Consider the following 18908-nt stretch of genomic DNA (forward strand, 5'->3'; position numbering starts at 1 on the left):
GGTTACGTTAAGACAGATTTTCTGTCTGTTAGTCATTCACTTGTAACTTTTACCTTTTTTAACCGTATATAAAGTTGTCAATGTACTTGAAAGAAGGTGGATCCTATGAAAAAGGTGCTAAGTGTATGTGTCTTACTTCTAATTTTGTTCATTCCAACGCATGTATGGGCTGTTGAGTTTTCGATTGAATCGACCGATATCGAAGCTCAACTACGCAAGGACGGTCAGGTAGATGTAACAGAAAGCCACACTTATGAATTTGAAGGAGATTTTAACGGCATTACAAGGACACTTATACCGAAAGAGAATACGACTATTCACAACTTCGAAGCTTTTGAAGATGGTGAAAAGCTTAAAGTGAAGAAGGAGGGAAATCTGTACAAAGTTTATCGTGGAGGATCAGATGAAACCGTGACGGTAGACATTACTTACACCGTCAGTCAAGGTGTAGAACGGTTTGAAGATGTTGCCCAGTTCTATTATCCTTTTTTCGATGATAGCAATGAAACAATCTATGAAAATATGCGCATCACGGTTGTTCCGCCTAAACCTACTGATGTGAAGGCAGCATATGGATATGATGAAGCCTATGAGACTGTCGAAACAATTGAAGAGGGGACGGTCGTTTTCAATTTAGGAGAAGTAGAGAGTGAGGAGAACGGAGATATTCGTGTTGCATACGACGCCTCTCTTTTTTCAGAGTCCCCTCTGACAGCCGAAAAGCCGATGCTCGATAACATTATTGCGGAGAAAGAAAAAATGGATGCAGAAGTCGCAGCAAAAATGGAAGCGAGAGAGCAATGGGGTAAAGTAGCCCCTGTGATTGTTGGTGGCTTGCTTCTAATTGCAGTTGGATTGATCGTTCAAGCCATCAGAAAAAAGAGGATGATCGGCATTGAAATTGAACGGCAGCTTAGTGGAAATGGACGCTTTCCAGATACGGAAATGAGCCTGCCTGCGACTCTTTTATTTACAGGCGGAAATCTTAAAGCATCAGCGATTATCGCTTCATTGCTTGAACTCGTTCGAAAAGGTAACATCAAGAAGGTTTCAGATGAAGAATTTGAACTTGTAAGTAGGGAGACAGATTTTAGACATGAAACGAGATTAATGGAATGGTTGTTTGATGATATAGCCGATGACACGACTTTTCATGTTGATGATTTGGACAGCTATGTGAAAGAGAAGCAGAACCACGAAAAATTCCAAGGAAGCTTCTCCGCATGGAAGGAAGCGGTAAGGAGAGAAGTGAAACAAAATAATTTAACAGAAAAAGCAGTGAAGACCCGCTGGATTTCAGGGTTATCGGCACTCCTGTCTTTCACCAGTATCTTTTTATTTGCCTATCATCGTCTTTTTCTCTGGATGTTTGCGGTTGTTCTGCTATTTCTCTTCTTCCTCATCTTTGCCGTAGCGTATCGACCGTTAAATGAAAAGGGAAGAAGAATCATGGAAACTCTGACACCACTTAAGTTGAGCGATGAATGGAAATCGTGGGATGAAGATGAGCAAGTTCCAGCATTTCTCTATCAAATCGGAGCAGGAAAGCGAAAAATGTCCGCTAGCTTTGCTACTTCCTCACAAAGTAATGAATGGATGATTTACCTTCTTCTAGCTGAAACCTTTCAATCAGGTTTCGAGAAAGCCGATCAGACCACTGCCGTATCCGCCGCTGGTACCGGAGGAGGCGGTGGATCAGGTGCAGGTGGTGGTGGAGGAGGATCAGGAGCTTTTTAAAAAGAACGTAAAAAAACCAGGTGCTAATCGGCTCATTGATTAGGTTACCTGGTTTTTCCCATTTAAGTTAAATTGTAAAATGACAATAGCATTCATTAATAAACATCGGTATAAAAATCACCTGCATCCCAATATGCGCCATCATATGAGAAAGCACGCTAAACCAAAATCCATACTTCCAATAAAGGTAGCCGAAAAACATGCCTCCGATTCCGTTTAAGAGAATGGCTCTGGTCGTAACTAGGAAGCTTAACTCTCCAAAGATCAATGCATTTGCTGGTAGGTGACCGACCGCAAAGAGGAGGCTTGTGAGAATGATAGCAAACCAGTAGGATTTGTCGGATGGGTTTTTCCCTTTTCGAAGTTTGCTAATGAGAAAAATGATGAGCGTCATGCCGAACAAACGCATCATCACTTCTTCCACAATCCCACCATAAAAAACGCCTCCGAGTAAGCCTGATAGTGAGAAAGAGGGTGGGTTCGTTTCTAACTCCGGAAGAAATTTTGAGAAAAGGGCGGCATCACCCGCGATAATAATAAACCCTGTCAAAAGTCCAAATAACACTGAAAGACCTGCGCCTCTTTGTGCCCTTGTTTTATCGATGAGCTGAAAGGGTGTCTTTTTTAGAAGGAGTAAGCCGACTAGACTGAGGACGAAAGTGATTACTCCTGCTTGAATTGTGAGGGCTAAGCTAAGCACGTTTTCATCTGGCAGCTCGATCGTACCGCTTAAATCCAATCCCTGTGCCACAAAGTATCCGCCGATAGCACCGAGTAAGGCTAATAAAGCACTTACTAATAGCGTTTTCTTCATGTTACACTCACTCTCCTTCGTTCCACTTTTCGCTAGGTTCAGGCAGAAAGATTTGAACCATATAGATGGTGCGCTGGTCCTTGTTCGTTTTTCTAGCATTGTATTTCTTGTAGACGTCGATGAGATCTTTTCGCATGTGATGGAATTCGTCTTCCGTCAAATAAAGTTCGACCTGGTTGAAACCAAAAGGATCTTTTTCAATCGTGTGATCACTTTTAATGTATGCTTCCGTTTTGTTTAGTAAGTCAAAATAGAGTGTGGTTAGTAGCTGTATTTGCTCGTCTTCAGTCATGGTCTTGAAATCACCTGCGTTGATTCTCGGTCCATCCTTATGAAGCGAATACGTCTTTTCGACTGTACCTCGAATTTGCTTTTCATCAATGACAGCTATGATGTTTTCTTTCTTTAAGATATTCAGAAGGCGATAAAGCGTTGCCTGTGGAATTTGAGGTAGACCGGTTACCATTTCATAGCCGGTTGCTTCGCCTTTTGCGAGATATTAAATAATCTTCATTCGGACTGGGTGCAAAATGATGCGCTTCGTTTAGATGAAGATGATAAATGCAAAAGTAAGGTGGTGAGCCTTTAATAGGATCAGTCACCAGACCTCAAGTGAATTCTTTTCATCCCAAACAAAAATCGTAAAGCAGGTACTTGTCTAATCACAAAATGATAGCAGAGCATAATAACAACAAAGGACACGGTAATTAGAAAAATGAGCTTCGTTGGAATTCCCCACTCAAAATTACGGATAAAGTAGCCAATTGTTAAGATGATTGGTTGATGCAGAATATAAAATGGCAGAGAAGCTTCCCTTCCATAAGTAAGAAAACGGTTTGAATCGGTCAAATACTTGTCTGCTAAATAAAAAATGCACAGAAGTAAGCTCCAGCAATTCAGTGTTTTAACGGCAAAAAATAAGATTGCTAACGCAGAGTGATGTGGATAGTCGATCATAAACCAGGTGATATACACGATCGAAGTGATGAGTGCGATTCCTATATGAAGTTTAATGGTGGCTTGTAGTCCTTGTTTGAATGCTGAATTTGATAGAAAAAAATAACCGTAAAGAAAGAGAACAAAATAAAAGATGAGATCCCAGCCACCTAATTGCTGTGTATGGATAAAACCAGTCGCAAACAGGATAAGAGGGAGCAGAACGAAATGGATCCTTTGAACGTTTCTCTTTCCGATCTTGAACAAGGGGAAGGCGAGAAGGCTAAAAATAAGAAGAACGAGTAAATACCATAAATGCAGACCGAAAAAAGCAAAGTTACCAGTTCCTCCAAAATCCAAATATACACCCTCAAAGAAGTGAGGATAGAAGGAGAAATAGGAATCGTGAAATTGGTTATTTGCCAGACGCTCAAGATAAATTTGAGGAGGCGTTAAGATGAAAACACCAAACAAGAGAGGGATGCCTAGTCGTTTTAAGCGTTCTTTTACGTACTGAGTGAACGTTCGTTTTTTTAATGTATACGTGATGTTAATGCCTGAAACGGCAAAAAAGACGGGCATAATCCAGGCTCCGACAAAAAGGGAAAACACTAGCACTGCTCCTGCTTCCGTCACGTTATTTTTCACGTGCCAAGGAAATGGGTTAACAAACATCGAACAATGATAAAGAAAAACGCCAATTGTTGCGATTACGCGAATCCAATCTAAGTCATATTGTCTATGAAATGTTTTTTGCACCGTTATTTCCCCCTGCTTATCCCCTCTATTACTTGTATAAATCTCTTTTTAAATTCGGCGTCATTAGGTCCATTCCTTTTGGCTTAGAGCATGGGAATGAAATTTAGTTTGGTGTGAGAGAAAAATAGATCATGTCCGTCAAATGTCCTCTCTTTTTTATGGGGAGCTAAAAATACCCCGTGTAAATCGACCTATTTTTCCCATTTTCATTAGTCCAAACGTTTCGTTTTCGCGATACGGTAGAGGGAAGGTGACGAAAAGCGAGAATTGGTGAATGGTAGAGTCTATTAAAACCGAGGAGGAATGAAATGAGTCGAAAGAAGAAGTTAACCGTCTTATGTAGCACGCTTTTACTTTCATCCGTCTTTGCTAGCCCTTCGATGGCAGCACCGAACGACAAACCTGTTCAAGCGCAAAGTCAGGAATACGCAATCTCTGGTTTTATTAGTCATGCGGAGCTCAGCAAAAAGCTTCAGCAAATTGATCGGAGCAGCCAGGGACAGGTGAATGTGGAAGTGGCTGGTTATTCGAATCTAGGCCGTGAAATTTATACAGCAACGGTTGGGTCAGGAGACAAAGTGATCCTCGTCCAAAGTGAGATTCATGGAAACGAAAAGACGGGAACGGCAGCACTATTGAATTTGCTGCAGCAGCTTGGCTCGAATTCGCCAGAAGCTAAGAAAATACGTGAGGAAGTGACCATTGTTGCGATGCCAATGGTGAATCCAGATGCGACAGAATTAAATCGTCGTGGGAACGACATGTCGTGGAGTGAGGTCGTAACTGATTTTCCTCAGCTCGCTAGTGCGTCTCCATCATGGAACTACTACACGTATACGAATCAATATTGGGACTACGCATCAAATCCCGGCTTTGATGTGAATCGTGACTTCAATCCGGATCTTGATTATGTGCCGCAACCTGAAGATTTTCCGAGTAACTCTTCGAATCCTGGCTGGTACATTACACCTGAAGCGCAAACCGTTCGCGATGTGTATAAAGGATTGATGAACGAGTTTGGTAAAGTCGATGTGTTTGTTGACTTGCATCATCAAGGAGAATATTTCGTTGAAGGAACGGATGATAAAGTGACGCTTTCAATATCAGGAGATTTTGTTCCAGATCCAGACAGTGAAGATGGTGCGAAATACCGTGAGTATGCTGATACATACGATGGTGATTTCTCAAAGCAGCTTAATGTTTCCGTATATAATGCCCTGCAGGATCGAGGCGATTCGCCATTTGACAATATTACGCTGTATCCACAAGGTTTGGATTTACCAGGAACTGCACTTGGTTCATTCGCCCTTAATGGAAGCGGCGCTGTGCTGTTTGAAGTGACGGGACAAACGCAAAGCTACGGTCAGAAGGAAAAAGGAAGACTTATTAAGGCTGTTGAAATTGGGCTTTATGGAATTATTGATGGTGTGACGAGCGGGAATGTTTATGACATTAATCCTAATGAATATGATGAGATCCCATTAACAGAACGGTAAGAGTTTTTGACGAAATATAAGCAAAAACAAAAATAGCGAATGTGATTTTTAGGAGGATAATGGTGAAAAAACAAATTCTAACGTTAACAGTAGCAGGAACGATGCTGGTGTCTGGATCCTTTTTAACAGGGAATACCGCGCTAGCCGGAGAGAATGGACCGAATGGGCCAAACTATGGCGGCAATGAAACGATCAAGAATGAGCGCCTGCATTCTTATGAAGAAATGGTGAGCTTTTTAGAAAAAATTGAGCAGCGTTCAGATGCCCTGGAGCTCGAGGTGTACGGTCAGTCCGTTAAAGGAAGAGACCTTTACCTTGCGAAGTTTGGTAACATGGATCCAGATAACCCAACAATTCTATTCCTAACGCAGCAGCATGGGAATGAAACGTTAACAACGGAAGGTGCCCTTGAGGTAATTAAGTATTTATCATCGAACGGAAAAGACGTGCAGAACATCCTGGATAACGTGAATGTGCTGATTGCACCACGACTAAATGTCGACGGGGCAGAAGGTGATGTGAATTTTTCATTAGAAGACTATGTTTCTGGCACGCATACGCGCTATAACGCCAACGAAGTGGATCTGAATCGTGACCATGTTGATCGAGAGCAGCCTGAAACGAAGGCGCTTCATGAAAATGTGTTACAAAAATATTCTCCGGATTACATGATTGACCTGCATCATCAAGGAACTCAAACAACATTAGGTGACACGGGTGAATTGGTATCTGGATCAATTTTGTATCCAACAAATGAGACTGTCGATCCGGAAGTCGTGGAACAGTCGAAGGAACTTGGTGCTGTCGTATATAACGCGGTAGAAGCCAAAGGCTATGGACTGCTGTCCAAGTATCCAGGCGGCAGTGCACCGACGATTAGCCGAAACGGGCTAGCGATGGAATATGGCATTGCAACGCTTCTTTTTGAAATGCGCGGCATGGCCGATCATTATCGTGATGATTATGTGCTCGGACAGAAAAGCAATGGTTACTTGATTCAACAGGCCGTAACGGCGATGAAGGCAAGTCTTGATGCGCTTGCAGACGATTCCATTGATTCAGCAGACACGTCTTTCTGGGATACGCTTCCTGATAGTAATTATGATGGGGAGTAAGGGAGAATCGATACTCCATTAAGGATATTAACTGAAAGCAGCTACTCTATTTAATAGAGTAGCTGCTTTTTTAATTATAAAAAGGGAGTTTTAGAAAAGAAGCTAAATTCGCATTTGCAAATGATCATAAAGGAAAATTTTCTTTTAAGTAAATTATTTATTGTATTTTTAGAGAAATTTCTCTAAAAATCCTTGCCTTTTATTTTCTGAAAGATTAGAATAAACGTAGTTAAACCATTCCGAAAGGTGGCAAGGTTGAGGATGAACCCCGAAATAAATGACATTACGGATTTTAATATGAACTTTTTTAGCTTGAAGGGAAAAGTAGCCATTATTACTGGTGGTAATTCAGGAATTGGTCAGGGGTTGGCGCTTGCGCTTGCGAAGGCTGGGGCAAATATTTTTGCCGTTAGTATGACAGAAGACGATGATCGAACAAGGAAGCTCATTGAAGCGGAAGGCGTTCACTATTATTTAATGGTTGGCAATCTGACAGAAGACGGTTTTTGTAAAGCCATTGTCGATCAATGCCTAAGCGTTTTCGGTCAAATCGATATTCTCGTCAATAATGCTGGGATTAACATAAACGAACCAGACGTTACGAAATTCACAAGATTACATTGGGATAAAATGGTGTCAGTTAACTTGAATGCGCCGTTTGAACTGTCTCATGAAGTAGCTAAGTATATGATCCCACAGCGAAGTGGGAAAATTATCAATACGTGCTCCTTATTTTCATATCTCGGAGGACAGTGGTCGCCAGCTTATGCAGCCACAAAGCATGGACTAGCTGGTTTCACGAAAGCCTATTGTGATGAACTTGCGCAATACAACATTCAGGTTAATGGTATTGCACCAGGGTATTTTGCAACGGACGTAACGAGAAGTACGAGAGAAAATCTTGCAAACAATCAGCGCGTTCTCGATCATATTCCCGCAAATCGCTGGGGGAACATTCAGGATTTGATGGGAGCAGTTGTTTTCTTAGCATCTGACGCGTCTAACTATGTGAACGGGACATTATTGAATGTCGACGGCGGCTATCTCGTACGGTAATTTCTATTAAACTATCATAATAAAAAAGGAGAATCATTTATGAAAAACCTATTAGAAGAGTTGAATTCTTTACTTTCTGAGGATCAAATTGTGACAAATGAAGAGGCGCTTTACGATGCATCGGCGGATCGTTACAAGAAGTACGCGAAAACGAAAAATGTACTCGACGTTCCAGCACCACTTGCCATTGTTTTTCCTTATTCAACGGAAGAAGTGAAAACACTTCTTATGTTCTGTAATGAAAATAACATTAACGTGATTCCGAGAAGTGGAAAGACTGGAACTGAGGGTGGTCTTGAGAATTGGAAAGAAACGACCATCGTCATCGACGGATCTAAGATGAATGAAATTATTAAAATGGATACGTATAATATGCAGGCGACGGTTCAATCTGGCGTTAAGCTTCAAACGCTTGAAGATGAGCTTCGTAAGCTAGGTTATACGACTGGACACTCTCCACAGTCGAAGCCAGTAGCGCAATATGGTGGTCTGGTTTCAACAAGAAGTATCGGGCAGCTTTCCACTTTATATGGTGCAATTGAAGATATGGTCGTTGGTCTTGAGTGTGTTTTCCCAGAAGGACAAGTTTCAAAGATTAAGAACGTTCCGAGACGTTCTGGCGGCCCGGATATTCGCCACATTGCGATTGGGAATGAAGGCGCACTTTGTTATATCACAGAAGTAACGGTGAAAATTTTCAAACACAATCCAGAGAATAATGCGTTCCACGGCTACTTGATTAAAGATGTCGAAACAGGAATTAAAGTGCTACGCGAAGTAATGGTGAACGGTTATCGTCCATCTGTTGCACGCGTTTATTCTGAAGAAGATGCAAGACAGCATTTTGGTCATTTCTACAAAGATAAGTGCGTATTGATTTTCATGGCAGAAGGCCCTAAAGGAATCGTAGAAGCAACAAACGCTGGTATTGAAGAAGCGGTTGAAAAGTTTCAGTCCGGTATTGTTGAAAAGGTTGATTCTTCGTTAATTGAATCGTGGTTTAACAACTTGAACTGGGATGAAAGCCGCATCCAGCGTGAAATTCAGGATATGATTGACGACAATACGCATGATGGCTTTACAACAGAAGTGTCGGCTGATTGGGAAACCGTTCCGAAGCTTTATAACAACGTCATCGAACGGATTAAAAATGAGTTTGATCGTGCAGACGAGCTCACAATGCTTGGTGGCCATTCCTCTCACAGCTACTTAAACGGAACAAATATGTATTTCGTTTACAACTATACGATTAACTGTGCACCAGAAGATGAAATGCGCATTTATCACCACCCGATTCATGAGATTATTATTGAAGAAACGTTGAAGCTTGGCGGCTCTATGTGTCACCACCATGGTATTGGGAAGTACCGTTCTGAATGGACGAAGGAAGAGCACGGCTCTGCTTACTATATGTTAGAAAAACTTAAAGAAGCGTTTGATCCAAAAGGAATCATGAACCACGGAACGATTTTCCCTCAACCTAGCGAAGTGAAAAAATACATTAGAAGCTAAGAGGAGGGAAACCATGCCGAATCGATACATCATGGGGATTGATAATGGATCACAAAGTACAAAAGTGGTGATCTTTGATCTGGAAGGGAATGAAGTCGCCTACGGTTCACAGGCGTTAAGGGAAACCTTAACACCTGAACCAGGCGTCGTGATTCATCCAGACGATGACTTATGGGACAGTGTTTATCACGGTGTGAAAAACTGTTTAGCGAATTTCGACGGTGATCCGAAAGAAATCGAAGCGATTGGGTTATGTACGATCCGTTGCTGCCGCGTTTTACTAAATGAAGATGGTAATCTAGCCCATCCGGCCATTAGTTGGATGGATGCTCGCTTATCAAAACCGTATGAGCACGAAGATGATCGCGTGCAGTATGTGACGACCACGTCAGGTTACTTAGGACTTCGGTTAACGGGAGAATACAACGATACAGCTGGGAACTGTGAAGTATTTTGGCCGGTTGATCGAGAGACGTTGGATTGGTCAAACGATGATGACGTGATTCATGAAAATGGTCTACGTAGAGAGATGTTATTTAACCTTGTAAAGCCTGGTGAAAAGCTTGGTTCGATTCGTAGCGAACTTGCGAAGGAGTTTGGATTAACTGAAGGCATTCCAGTTGTCGCAACGTCAAATGATAAAGCAGTGGAAGTGCTCGGCTCTGGGATTCAAAGCGAGAAATCCATTATGATTTCACTTGGAACTTTTATTTCTTCGATGTTATTGAGAGATAAATATTACGAGGATGCGAAAAGCTTTTTCCCCACGTTTGCATCAATTCCATTCAACTATGTTTATGAATCAAATGGAATTCGACGGGGATTGTGGACGGTTAGTTGGTTTAAGAAATTAATTGGCGAAGAACTTGTAACAGAAGCATCTAAATTAGGTATTTCAGAGGAAGAGTTTTTGAATCGTAAGGCGGAAGAAGTGCCCGTTGGTAGTGATGGCTTGATTACGATTTTGGATTGGTTAGCATCACCAGATAAACCATATCGAAAAGGAATGATGATTGGCTTTGATCAGCGCCATTCACGATACCATATTTATCGCTCGATACTAGAAGCGATTGCCTTCAATATTAAAAACAACATTGATGAAATGTTAGAAGAAATCGATGTGGATCTAAATGAAGTTGTCGTTATTGGCGGCGGTTCGAAGAGCGATGTGATCATGCAAATTATGGCCGATTTGTTTGGTTTGCCGGTGCATCGACGGAAGGGGAGCAGTAGTGCCTGTTTAGGTGCTGCGATTAGTGCTGCTCAGTACTTAGGTGTTTACGATGATTTTTCTGAAGCGATTGAACAAATGGTGAAAACAGAAACAACGTTCACACCGGTCTCTGATCATCATGATTTTTATAACAAAGTGAATGAAACTGTTGTGAAAAATGTTAGAAAGCATACGGATGAAATATTGAAGCTTTCTTATCCGATTTTTAAGTAAGCATTCTTTGGGAATCATGTTATGGTAGACCTATTGATCATGGTGACATGATTAGTGTAAGAGAAAAGCAATCGTTATTTTCGAATAGGAAATGGCGGTTGCTTGTTTTCGCTGCGCGAGTCAAGGAGCAAGGTGAAAGGAATGGAAGAGTGATGATTAAATTAGATACGAACCATCTGACAAAATTAGAAGAACAAGTGCACAGCAAGCTAGCGGATGTTGTCGCCACAAATGATAAGTTGAAAATTATCGATGCCGCCGAGCTCTGTGACGTCTCTCCGTCAAAAGTATCGAAGCTCGTTCGGAAATTAGGCTTTGATAACTTTAAGCAGTATAAGCTCTATTTTAGCGGCCAGCAGATTCATATGGAAAAGAAAACGAAATCAAGTGAAATCGAGCGCTTAATGCAGTTTCTAGAAAACTTTGATCCTGCCCTTGTTGATGATTTTGTTTCGGTTTTCCGAAAGTATAAGAAGATTATTATCTACGGTTTGGGCCCGTCTTTTATTAGTGCGGAGTATTTTGGGTATAAGCTAACCATTTCTTCCGATAAAAATGTAACGGTGGCACAAAGCGAGGACTTTGCGAGTCGCCTGGCGGATGAAGATACGCTCCTAATCGTTCTATCTGTGACAGGGAAATTTTCTTCTTTTGAAAAATTGTTTACTGAAGCGAAGAAGAATGGTGCCACGATCATGCTGGTATTAGAGGAGTATGTGAACACGTTAAATTCGATGGCCGATTATATTTTTTATTTATCGAAGTTTAATCAGGATAGCAGCTTACTTCCGTTTGAAAAAACGAGAACGGTGTTTTTTATTTTTATTGAAGAAGTGATTGCGAGGATTAGTGGGGGAGGATCGCGGTGACCTGTTAATGAATCTTTTTATAATCTCAAAAAATACAATCATTAAGAGGAAGCAGGTCACTTAATCAAACGTTTGTTTAAGTGACCTGCTTCTTTTTCTTATGTAATCGATATGCGCTCTGTTTTAAATCCTATACTTTTTAGTTAGATCAATAATCGCCTGACCAAACTCCTCGGCCTTCTTTAAGGCAATGAATATCATCAAAACCATTCCATTGTGATTAGCTAGTACATAGTACATAATAACCATTTACATAAAAATCGGAAATGAAATGAAAAAAATGAAAATATTGTGTTATGGTAAAAGAAGAAAGCGCTTTAACTAAGCCGTCTCTTTTTTAGTCTTTTGTGCAAACGGTTTCACTACTTACCTAGTAGACGATTTTTTAATCCAGAGGAGGAGATTTTTGTTGAATGCAAGTCGATTAATGAAATTGCTCACTGTCATCTTAATGGTATTAGGAGTATTTGCTACGCCGCAGTACTCGAAAGCAGAGACATCTATATCAGATGAGACAGTCATACCAGAAGACCATATTCGTGTGCATTACCAGCGAGCCGATGATAACTATGAGGGATGGGGACTGCATTTATGGAATGCAGATGACGAAAATCCTGCTATTGACTATAAAGTTGATTGGGGAAATCCTGTCCCATTTGAACAGGAAACGAGCTATGGGATGTACGTTGATGTTCCCGTCAATGAAATTACAAATGGCTTGAATTTTATCGTACATAAAGGTGATCAAAAAGATACGTCTGATGATCGTACTTTTCCCACTTCTGGTGAGAGAGAATTTTGGTTAGTTCAAGGACAGGAAGAAGTTTATCTAGAAGAGCCGGAATTGAGCACTCAAATTTCGAGCGCGACGATTACAGCGAAAAACGAGATTACTGGATTGCTAAATCGAAAGCCTGAGAGCCTAACCGCTGACGATGTGAAAGTGATTGACGGAGATGGAGAGCAGGTTGAAGTTGAAAAACTTGAGAGTGAGGGGCAGAAGTTTGTTCTTACTTTGGGCTCTGAACTCGATTTAACGCAAGCTTATAAAGTCGTTTACAACGAAAAAGAACAGCAGGCTCTAGTTGATTGGCGGCTAGTGGATAATGAGTTTGTTTATGATGGAAATGATCTTGGTGTCACGCTTAATGATAACGGGGAGGCGACTCTTAAATTCTGGTCACCACCTGCAAGTTCTGTTTCTGTGCTTCTTTATGACAAAGACGATCAGTCAAAATTAGTCAAGAAAGATCTCGCGATGACGAAGGGCGAGAAAGGTGTTTGGGAGATTACGCTTAATCAATCAAATACTAATATCAACGATTTAACAGGCTACTATTATCAGTTTGAGATCGATGTTTATGGTGAGACAACGATTGGGCTTGATCCTTATGCGAAATCAATGGCTGCATCAACAGACGATGATGAAGATACCGTTGGAAAAGCGGCCATTGTGAATCCTGCAACAATTGGTCCGAAGCTTGATTTTGCTTCGATTCCAGGATTTGAGAAGCGGGAAGATGCGATTATTTGGGAAGCGCACGTGAGAGATTTTACATCAGATCCTGATCTTGAATCTGAACTTGATGCCCAGTTTGGGACATTTAGCTCTTTTGCTGAAAAGCTAGATTACTTGAAAGAGCTTGGTGTTACGCACGTTCAGCTACTTCCAGTGATGAAGTATTACTTTGGAGATGAGCTCGAAAACGACGAGAGAGAGCTTGACTACTCTTCTGAAGGAAACAACTATAACTGGGGTTATGACCCGCATAGTTATTTTTCTCCATCTGGCATGTATTCCGAGCGTCCAAAGGATCCGGAAGCGCGCATTGCTGAGTTAAAAGCGCTTATTGATGAAATTCATAAGCGTGATATGGGTGTTGTGCTTGATGTTGTTTATAACCACACGGCGCTCGTTAGCATTTTTGAAGATTTGATGCCCGGCTATTATCATTTCATGGATGAAGAAGGCAATCCGAAAACCGGCTATGGCGGCGGGAAGCTTGGCACAACACATGAAATGACGAGAAAAATGATGATCGATTCGATCACGTACTGGGTAGATGAATTTAAAGTGGATGGGTTTCGCTTTGATTTAATGGGCGATCTTGATGCGGAAAGTGTTCAAATCGCTTATGATGAAGCGAAAAAATTGAATCCGAATTTAATTATGCTTGGCGAAGGATGGAGAACGTTCGTTGGGGATGGAAACGATGAAAATGAAGTGATGCCAGCTGATCAGGATTGGATGGACCATACAGATAGCGCAAGCGTCTTTTCAGATGAAATTCGTAACGAATTAAAATCAGGTTTCGGAAGTGAAGGCGAACCCCGTTTCTTAACCGGTGGTGCCCGCGATATCGAAACAATTTTTAATAATATTAAAGGACAGCCGGGGAATTTTGTAGCTGATGATCCTGGTGACGTGGTCCAATATATTGCAGCGCACGACAACTTAACGCTTCATGATGTCATTGCGCAGTCGATTAAGAAAGACCCTGCTGATCATGAGGAAGAAATTCAGGAGCGGATCCGTCTTGGGAATGCGATGATCATGACGAGCCAGGGTGTATCTTTCCTACATGCTGGGCAGGAATACGGCCGAACGAAGCAGTGGAAAGGCGAAGGAAAGCCAGAAGCAAAAGAAACGTATATGGTAGATGAGAACGGTGAGCCGTTCGAGCATCCCTATTTTATTCACGATTCTTATGATTCCACTGACGCGATTAACATGTTTGACTGGAGTGCGGTAACGGAAGAAGGTATTCAGAAGGAAACAATGACTTATACGAGTGGGTTAATCGACCTCAGAAAATCAACAGACGCTTTCCGACTTGGAACAAAAGAGTTAGTTGATGCAAATGTTCAACTAGTCGATGCGCCTGAAATGAAAGATACTGACCTTGCGATTGGTTACAAAAACATTTCAACAGATAAAACCGGCACGTACTACGTGTTTGTGAATGCTGATGATGAGAAAAGAACGTTAACGCTTGAAGAAGATTTAACGAAAGGTCAAGTGCTAGTTGACGATGATGAAGCCGGTGTGAAGAAGGTTTCAGAGCCTACTGGATATGAGTTAACAAAGAATAGCATTCAGCTTGATCCATTAACGACTGTGATTGTAAAAGTCGATAGTGAAAAGGTAGTTGATAAGCGCCTTTCCGGTAAGGATCGTTATGAAACTGCCATTGAGATTTCAAAAGAAGGCTGGGAGCAAGCAGATACAGTGGTCATCACACGCGGTGATGGTTTTGCTGATGCGCTTGCAGGTGCACCGCTCGCCTACAAATATGACGCTCCGATTCTACTGACAGAAACTCATTCTATGGACCGAGATATTCAAAAAGAGATTAAGAGACTTGGCGCCTCAAAAGCGATTGTTCTAGGTGGTAATGGAGCTGTCTCCAATTATGTGACCTATCAGTTGAAAGGGTTAGGACTGAAGGTAGAGCGTATCAGTGGGGATGATCGATTTGAAACGGCTGCAAATATCGCGGCTCGTCTCGATGGAGATCCCAAGAAAGCCATTGTGGCCAATGGACTTAGTTTTCCTGACGCACTTGCCATTGCGCCTTATGCAGCGAAAAATGGCTATCCTATTCTTTTAACAGAAAAAGAAGAGTTACCGAAAGATACAAAGCGCGTGGTAGAAGATTTTGATGAAAGCATCGTCGTTGGCGGTAGTGGAGTCGTGGCTGACGAAGTGATGAACCAACTTCCAGATGCTGAACGAATTGGCGGTGCCGATCGTTTTGAAACATCTGCAAATATAGCTTTATTGAATCAATCAGCGAACGCTGCTTTCATTTCAACTGGAATGGACTTTGCAGACGCCCTATCAGGATCCGTTCTTGCTGCGAAACATGATGGCGTATCGTTGCTAGTAGAGACTGACAAACTTCCCGCTTCTGTTGAGGAAGCTTATGATGAACTTGGTATTGAGCAGCTTTATGTTCTTGGTGGAGAGTCAGTGGTGAGTGAGAAAGTAAAGGATCAGTTATTAGAGGAATAGGTTGATGGACAAGCCCGGGGTGCGCGCCCCGGGCTTTTTGATTGCTTGATTGGTTCGGTTGGTGCCTGTCACCACCCGAAGTGTGTAACTATTTGTCGAAGAGTCATTTGGAATCTAGGCGGATTCATGAACGCCTCCTTCACGAAATAGACTAACAGTATAGCTTGCTGCATATTTGGGAGGAGATTCGATGGCGGTTCATACGGTGGTAAGTGGGGATAATCTTTGGCGTATTTCATTGGCCTATGGTGTGCCGATTTCAATAATACAGAAGGTGAACGGACTTGTGTCTGATCGACTTGTTCTAGGATTAAACCTGTATATCCCGGATCAGGATCTACCTGAACGATTTTATCAGCTTCAACAGGGCGACACGTTTTGGAATCTCTCTCAACAGTATAAGACTTCCGTTCAAGCGATTGTGGCTGCTAACCCGACGTTGAATCCGACGGCTCTTCTGGTCGGCGCGAGAATTAGGATTCCAACTATGCAGAAGTATCAAATGGAAACGCTCGTCTTTTTCGATGCGATCGAAGGTTCTCCTTACGTTGAAACGTTGAACAATCTGAGCGGTTCGATTACTTATTTAGCCGTATTTACGTATTCTTTTACGCCAAAAGGAGAGCTAGTTCCAATCAATGATGACGCCATTTTAAAACAAGCAAAAGCGCTGGACATCAAGCCTCTACTAGTTATCAGTAATTATGACGTTCAAATGTTTAGCGCTGAGCTAGCTGATACAGTGCTTCAAAATAAGGAAAGAAGAACAAGGCTCGTTCAAAATCTCGTGACAACAGTAAAGGAAAAAGGATATGCAGGGGTTAGCGTTGATTTTGAATTTGTGCCACCTGAAAGGCGTAAGGAATTTACGTTATTTTTACAGGAACTAAAGAAGGGGCTTGGCAATCTGACGCTCCAACTTAATGCGCACGCGAAAAGCAGCGATATGCCGACAAATCGTCTGGTTGGCTTTCTTGATTATCGAGCCGTCGGTGAGGTCGCGGACATCGTTTCAGTGATGACGATTGACTACGGCTATGCGATTGGTCCACCGGCGCCGATTGCCCCGGTCTGGTGGGTGGAAGAGATGTTAATGTATGCGACGAGTCAGATAAATCATCGCAAAGTGATGATGGCGTTGAGTCTTTACGGCTATGATTGGTCATTGCCTGCACAGGAGAAGCCAGCTGAAATGATTCCGGTGGAAAATGCGCAAAATCGTGCGATTGACGGGTGGCTTACTATTCAATACAACGAAATAGCCCAAGCGCCAACATACAGCTATAACTTGATGGATCAGGAGCACGTGGTTTGGTTCGAGGACATTCAAAGCATCAAAGAGAAATATAAACAAATGCAAGCCTATGATTTGCTTGGGGCTACTTATTGGCGATTGCGGTTTCCGTTTCCGCAGAACTGGGCGTATGTGGAGAAGAACATGCAGGTTTTGAAAGCTTAAACAAACGTTTGATTAATAACCTATAAGTATGATCATACGCGAAGAATCACAAAAAGCGCTCGTGCTTTCTGTGATTCTTTTTTGTGTTATAGTTTTGAAGCTAAACCAGTTTACGGTTAATTTAGTTTTTTATTACTGAATAGTGAACATTTTGAACCGAATGTGGGGAGTCGGTCGTCTATCATACAGGGAAATCCAGGGGGGAGCTCGTTGGGGGAGAAAATTAGAGAGAATGAGTTTGAAAGAAATGAATTAATCAGGGAGTTGATCGATGATTTTGCAGAGCCGATCAAGCGCCTTGCTTTTACATATGTGAAAAATTGGGCGGTAGCCGATGACATTACGCAGGAAGTATTTATTTCTTGTTTTAAAAACATCGAGCATTTCAGGGGAGACAGCAGTTATAAAACGTGGTTATTTAAAATTGCCGTCAATCGCTGCAAAGATTATTTGAAGAGTAAGTGGTTCAGATCGATGATTCCTTTTCGCGGGGACGAAAAGGTGGGGGTGGGCACTGGACTTGATGAGATTCTCGTTCAAAAAAGCGAAGGAGAAGAGATTTCCGAGAAAGTGCTTTCACTATCAGTGAAATATCGTGAAGTGATCATTTTATTTTATTATGAAGATTTAAGTCTTCACGAAATAGAAGAGCTAACAGGGATTAAAACAGAGACGATCAAAACGAGATTAAGGCGTGCTAAATTGCAACTTCGTGAGCTTTATAAGGAGGTTGAGTAGATGGAGGACAAGCTGAAAAATCTTCGTAAGGATATGAATGAGACGGTTTTGAAAAAGGGTGAGGTGAGTGAAGAGGAGAAGGAGCGGATTTATTATAAAGCGATTCACAGTCGTCCTTCCAAGCGGAAAACAAGACGCTTTGTTCCTGCCCTATCTATACTTACCTGTTTCTTTCTGATTCTTATTCTTGGGTCTACTAGTTTTTCTGATTTCTTTGGCACAGAAAAAAGTATGGACATGGAAAATTCGCATCAATCCAATGAAACTGAAGATGACGATGAAAATGAATCAGAGAAAAAATTAGAGAACGAACAAGCTGAATTTGTTAAAAGAAAATTTCCGGATGGGAATTATCAAAAAATTTATGATTATTTAGTGGAGTGGGAGTTGCCTGAAGAAAATCGCATAGCAGTGGAGGAATCAGAAGTAGGTTCTATTGTCACATTTGAAAATGGATATCGTTTTTCAATGAAAACAGGATATTTTATGGGCATAGATATGGACCAGATAGACCCCGACTCCTACTATCGACCAGTTCCTTCGGAAAATCAATATATGGGCGTCGTTATGGGATATATAGATAGGCAGGTTTATTCAATGGAAAGTGATTCTGTATTGCCGATTACGACTGATGACAAAGTGGTGGAGTTTTCAAGTTTGGACATTGATGAGATCTCCATGCTTAACTTTCAAAGCCAAATGATAATGGAACAAATGGAACGAGCAATGAAATATTCTGATGAACTTCCGGCATTACAAAACGAGATAAACGAGATTTACACGAAAGCAAAGACTCTAGTAATCGAATCGGCTCACCTTGAAGACCCTAGTGTTGAAAAAGCGAACGAACTAGAACAACAATATGTCATCATTAAGCGAAGGATCGTTAACCTTGCTGGAATCATAGATCTAGCACGAGAAGATAAATTGAACAAACAATCATATTAAGGAGTTG

The 18908-nt window shown here is 41.6% G+C and carries 14 protein-coding genes; 11 read left to right on the forward strand and 3 right to left on the reverse strand.

The features are described 5' to 3' along the window. Positions 1 to 105: 105 nt before the first annotated feature. Positions 106 to 1737, forward strand: coding sequence for a DUF2207 domain-containing protein (locus PQ578_RS01730; RefSeq protein ID WP_273831916.1), 1632 nt, complete (start codon positions 106 to 108; stop codon positions 1735 to 1737). A gap of 67 nt (positions 1738 to 1804) precedes the next feature. Here PQ578_RS01730 and PQ578_RS01735 read toward each other — a convergent pair whose 3' ends face one another. From PQ578_RS01735 to PQ578_RS01745, 3 genes are all read right to left on the reverse strand, one after another. Beyond that, positions 1805 to 2551 carry a CPBP family intramembrane glutamic endopeptidase gene (locus PQ578_RS01735; RefSeq protein WP_273831917.1) on the reverse strand — a complete coding sequence of 249 codons (747 nt, stop codon included), beginning with the start codon at positions 2549 to 2551 and terminating at the stop codon, positions 1805 to 1807. 7 nt (positions 2552 to 2558) lie between these two features. Beyond that, on the reverse strand, positions 2559 to 3017 hold the full coding sequence (locus PQ578_RS01740; protein ID WP_273831918.1) for a helix-turn-helix domain-containing protein: 459 nt from the start codon (positions 3015 to 3017) through the stop codon (positions 2559 to 2561). A gap of 128 nt (positions 3018 to 3145) precedes the next feature. Beyond that, entirely contained in the window at positions 3146 to 4246 is a 1101-nt protein-coding gene (locus PQ578_RS01745; protein WP_273831919.1) for an acyltransferase family protein, read from the reverse strand. 308 nt (positions 4247 to 4554) lie between these two features. Between PQ578_RS01745 and PQ578_RS01750 the strand changes: the two genes are divergently transcribed. The 10 genes from PQ578_RS01750 to PQ578_RS01795 all read left to right on the forward strand — a co-directional run bounded on the left by PQ578_RS01750 (position 4555) and on the right by PQ578_RS01795 (position 18901). Next, positions 4555 to 5742, forward strand: coding sequence for a M14 family zinc carboxypeptidase (locus tag PQ578_RS01750; RefSeq protein WP_273831920.1), 1188 nt, complete (start codon positions 4555 to 4557; stop codon positions 5740 to 5742). A 62-nt stretch (positions 5743 to 5804) separates the two neighbouring features. Then, positions 5805 to 6857 (forward strand): M14 family metallopeptidase, encoded by a 1053-nt coding sequence (locus PQ578_RS01755; protein ID WP_273831921.1) that lies wholly within the window; start codon positions 5805 to 5807, stop codon positions 6855 to 6857. Positions 6858 to 7118: 261 nt separating this feature from the next. Further along, entirely contained in the window at positions 7119 to 7913 is a 795-nt protein-coding gene (locus PQ578_RS01760) for an SDR family NAD(P)-dependent oxidoreductase (protein WP_273831922.1), read from the forward strand. A 39-nt stretch (positions 7914 to 7952) separates the two neighbouring features. Beyond that, on the forward strand, positions 7953 to 9425 hold the full coding sequence (locus tag PQ578_RS01765) for an FAD-binding oxidoreductase (protein WP_273831923.1): 1473 nt from the start codon (positions 7953 to 7955) through the stop codon (positions 9423 to 9425). Between the two features lie 13 nt (positions 9426 to 9438). Beyond that, positions 9439 to 10872 (forward strand): FGGY-family carbohydrate kinase, encoded by a 1434-nt coding sequence (locus PQ578_RS01770; RefSeq protein ID WP_273831924.1) that lies wholly within the window; start codon positions 9439 to 9441, stop codon positions 10870 to 10872. A 152-nt stretch (positions 10873 to 11024) separates the two neighbouring features. Next, positions 11025 to 11741, forward strand: a complete 717-nt coding sequence (locus tag PQ578_RS01775; RefSeq protein WP_273831925.1) for a MurR/RpiR family transcriptional regulator — start codon at positions 11025 to 11027, stop codon at positions 11739 to 11741. Positions 11742 to 12150: 409 nt separating this feature from the next. Continuing rightward, positions 12151 to 15756, forward strand: coding sequence for a pullulanase (locus PQ578_RS01780; protein WP_273831927.1), 3606 nt, complete (start codon positions 12151 to 12153; stop codon positions 15754 to 15756). A gap of 190 nt (positions 15757 to 15946) precedes the next feature. Next, positions 15947 to 17215, forward strand: a complete 1269-nt coding sequence (locus PQ578_RS01785; protein WP_273831928.1) for a glycosyl hydrolase family 18 protein — start codon at positions 15947 to 15949, stop codon at positions 17213 to 17215. 210 nt (positions 17216 to 17425) lie between these two features. Further along, positions 17426 to 17953, forward strand: coding sequence for a sigma-70 family RNA polymerase sigma factor (locus PQ578_RS01790; RefSeq protein ID WP_273831929.1), 528 nt, complete (start codon positions 17426 to 17428; stop codon positions 17951 to 17953). After that, a complete protein-coding gene (locus PQ578_RS01795) occupies positions 17954 to 18901 on the forward strand; it encodes a hypothetical protein (protein WP_273831930.1) in 948 nt (315 codons plus the stop codon). It abuts the gene before it with no gap. Positions 18902 to 18908 lie beyond the last annotated feature (7 nt).

Origin of the sequence: Guptibacillus sedimenti (assembly GCF_028610665.1) — a bacterium.
GTDB lineage: Bacteria > Bacillota > Bacilli > Bacillales > Guptibacillaceae > Guptibacillus > Guptibacillus sedimenti.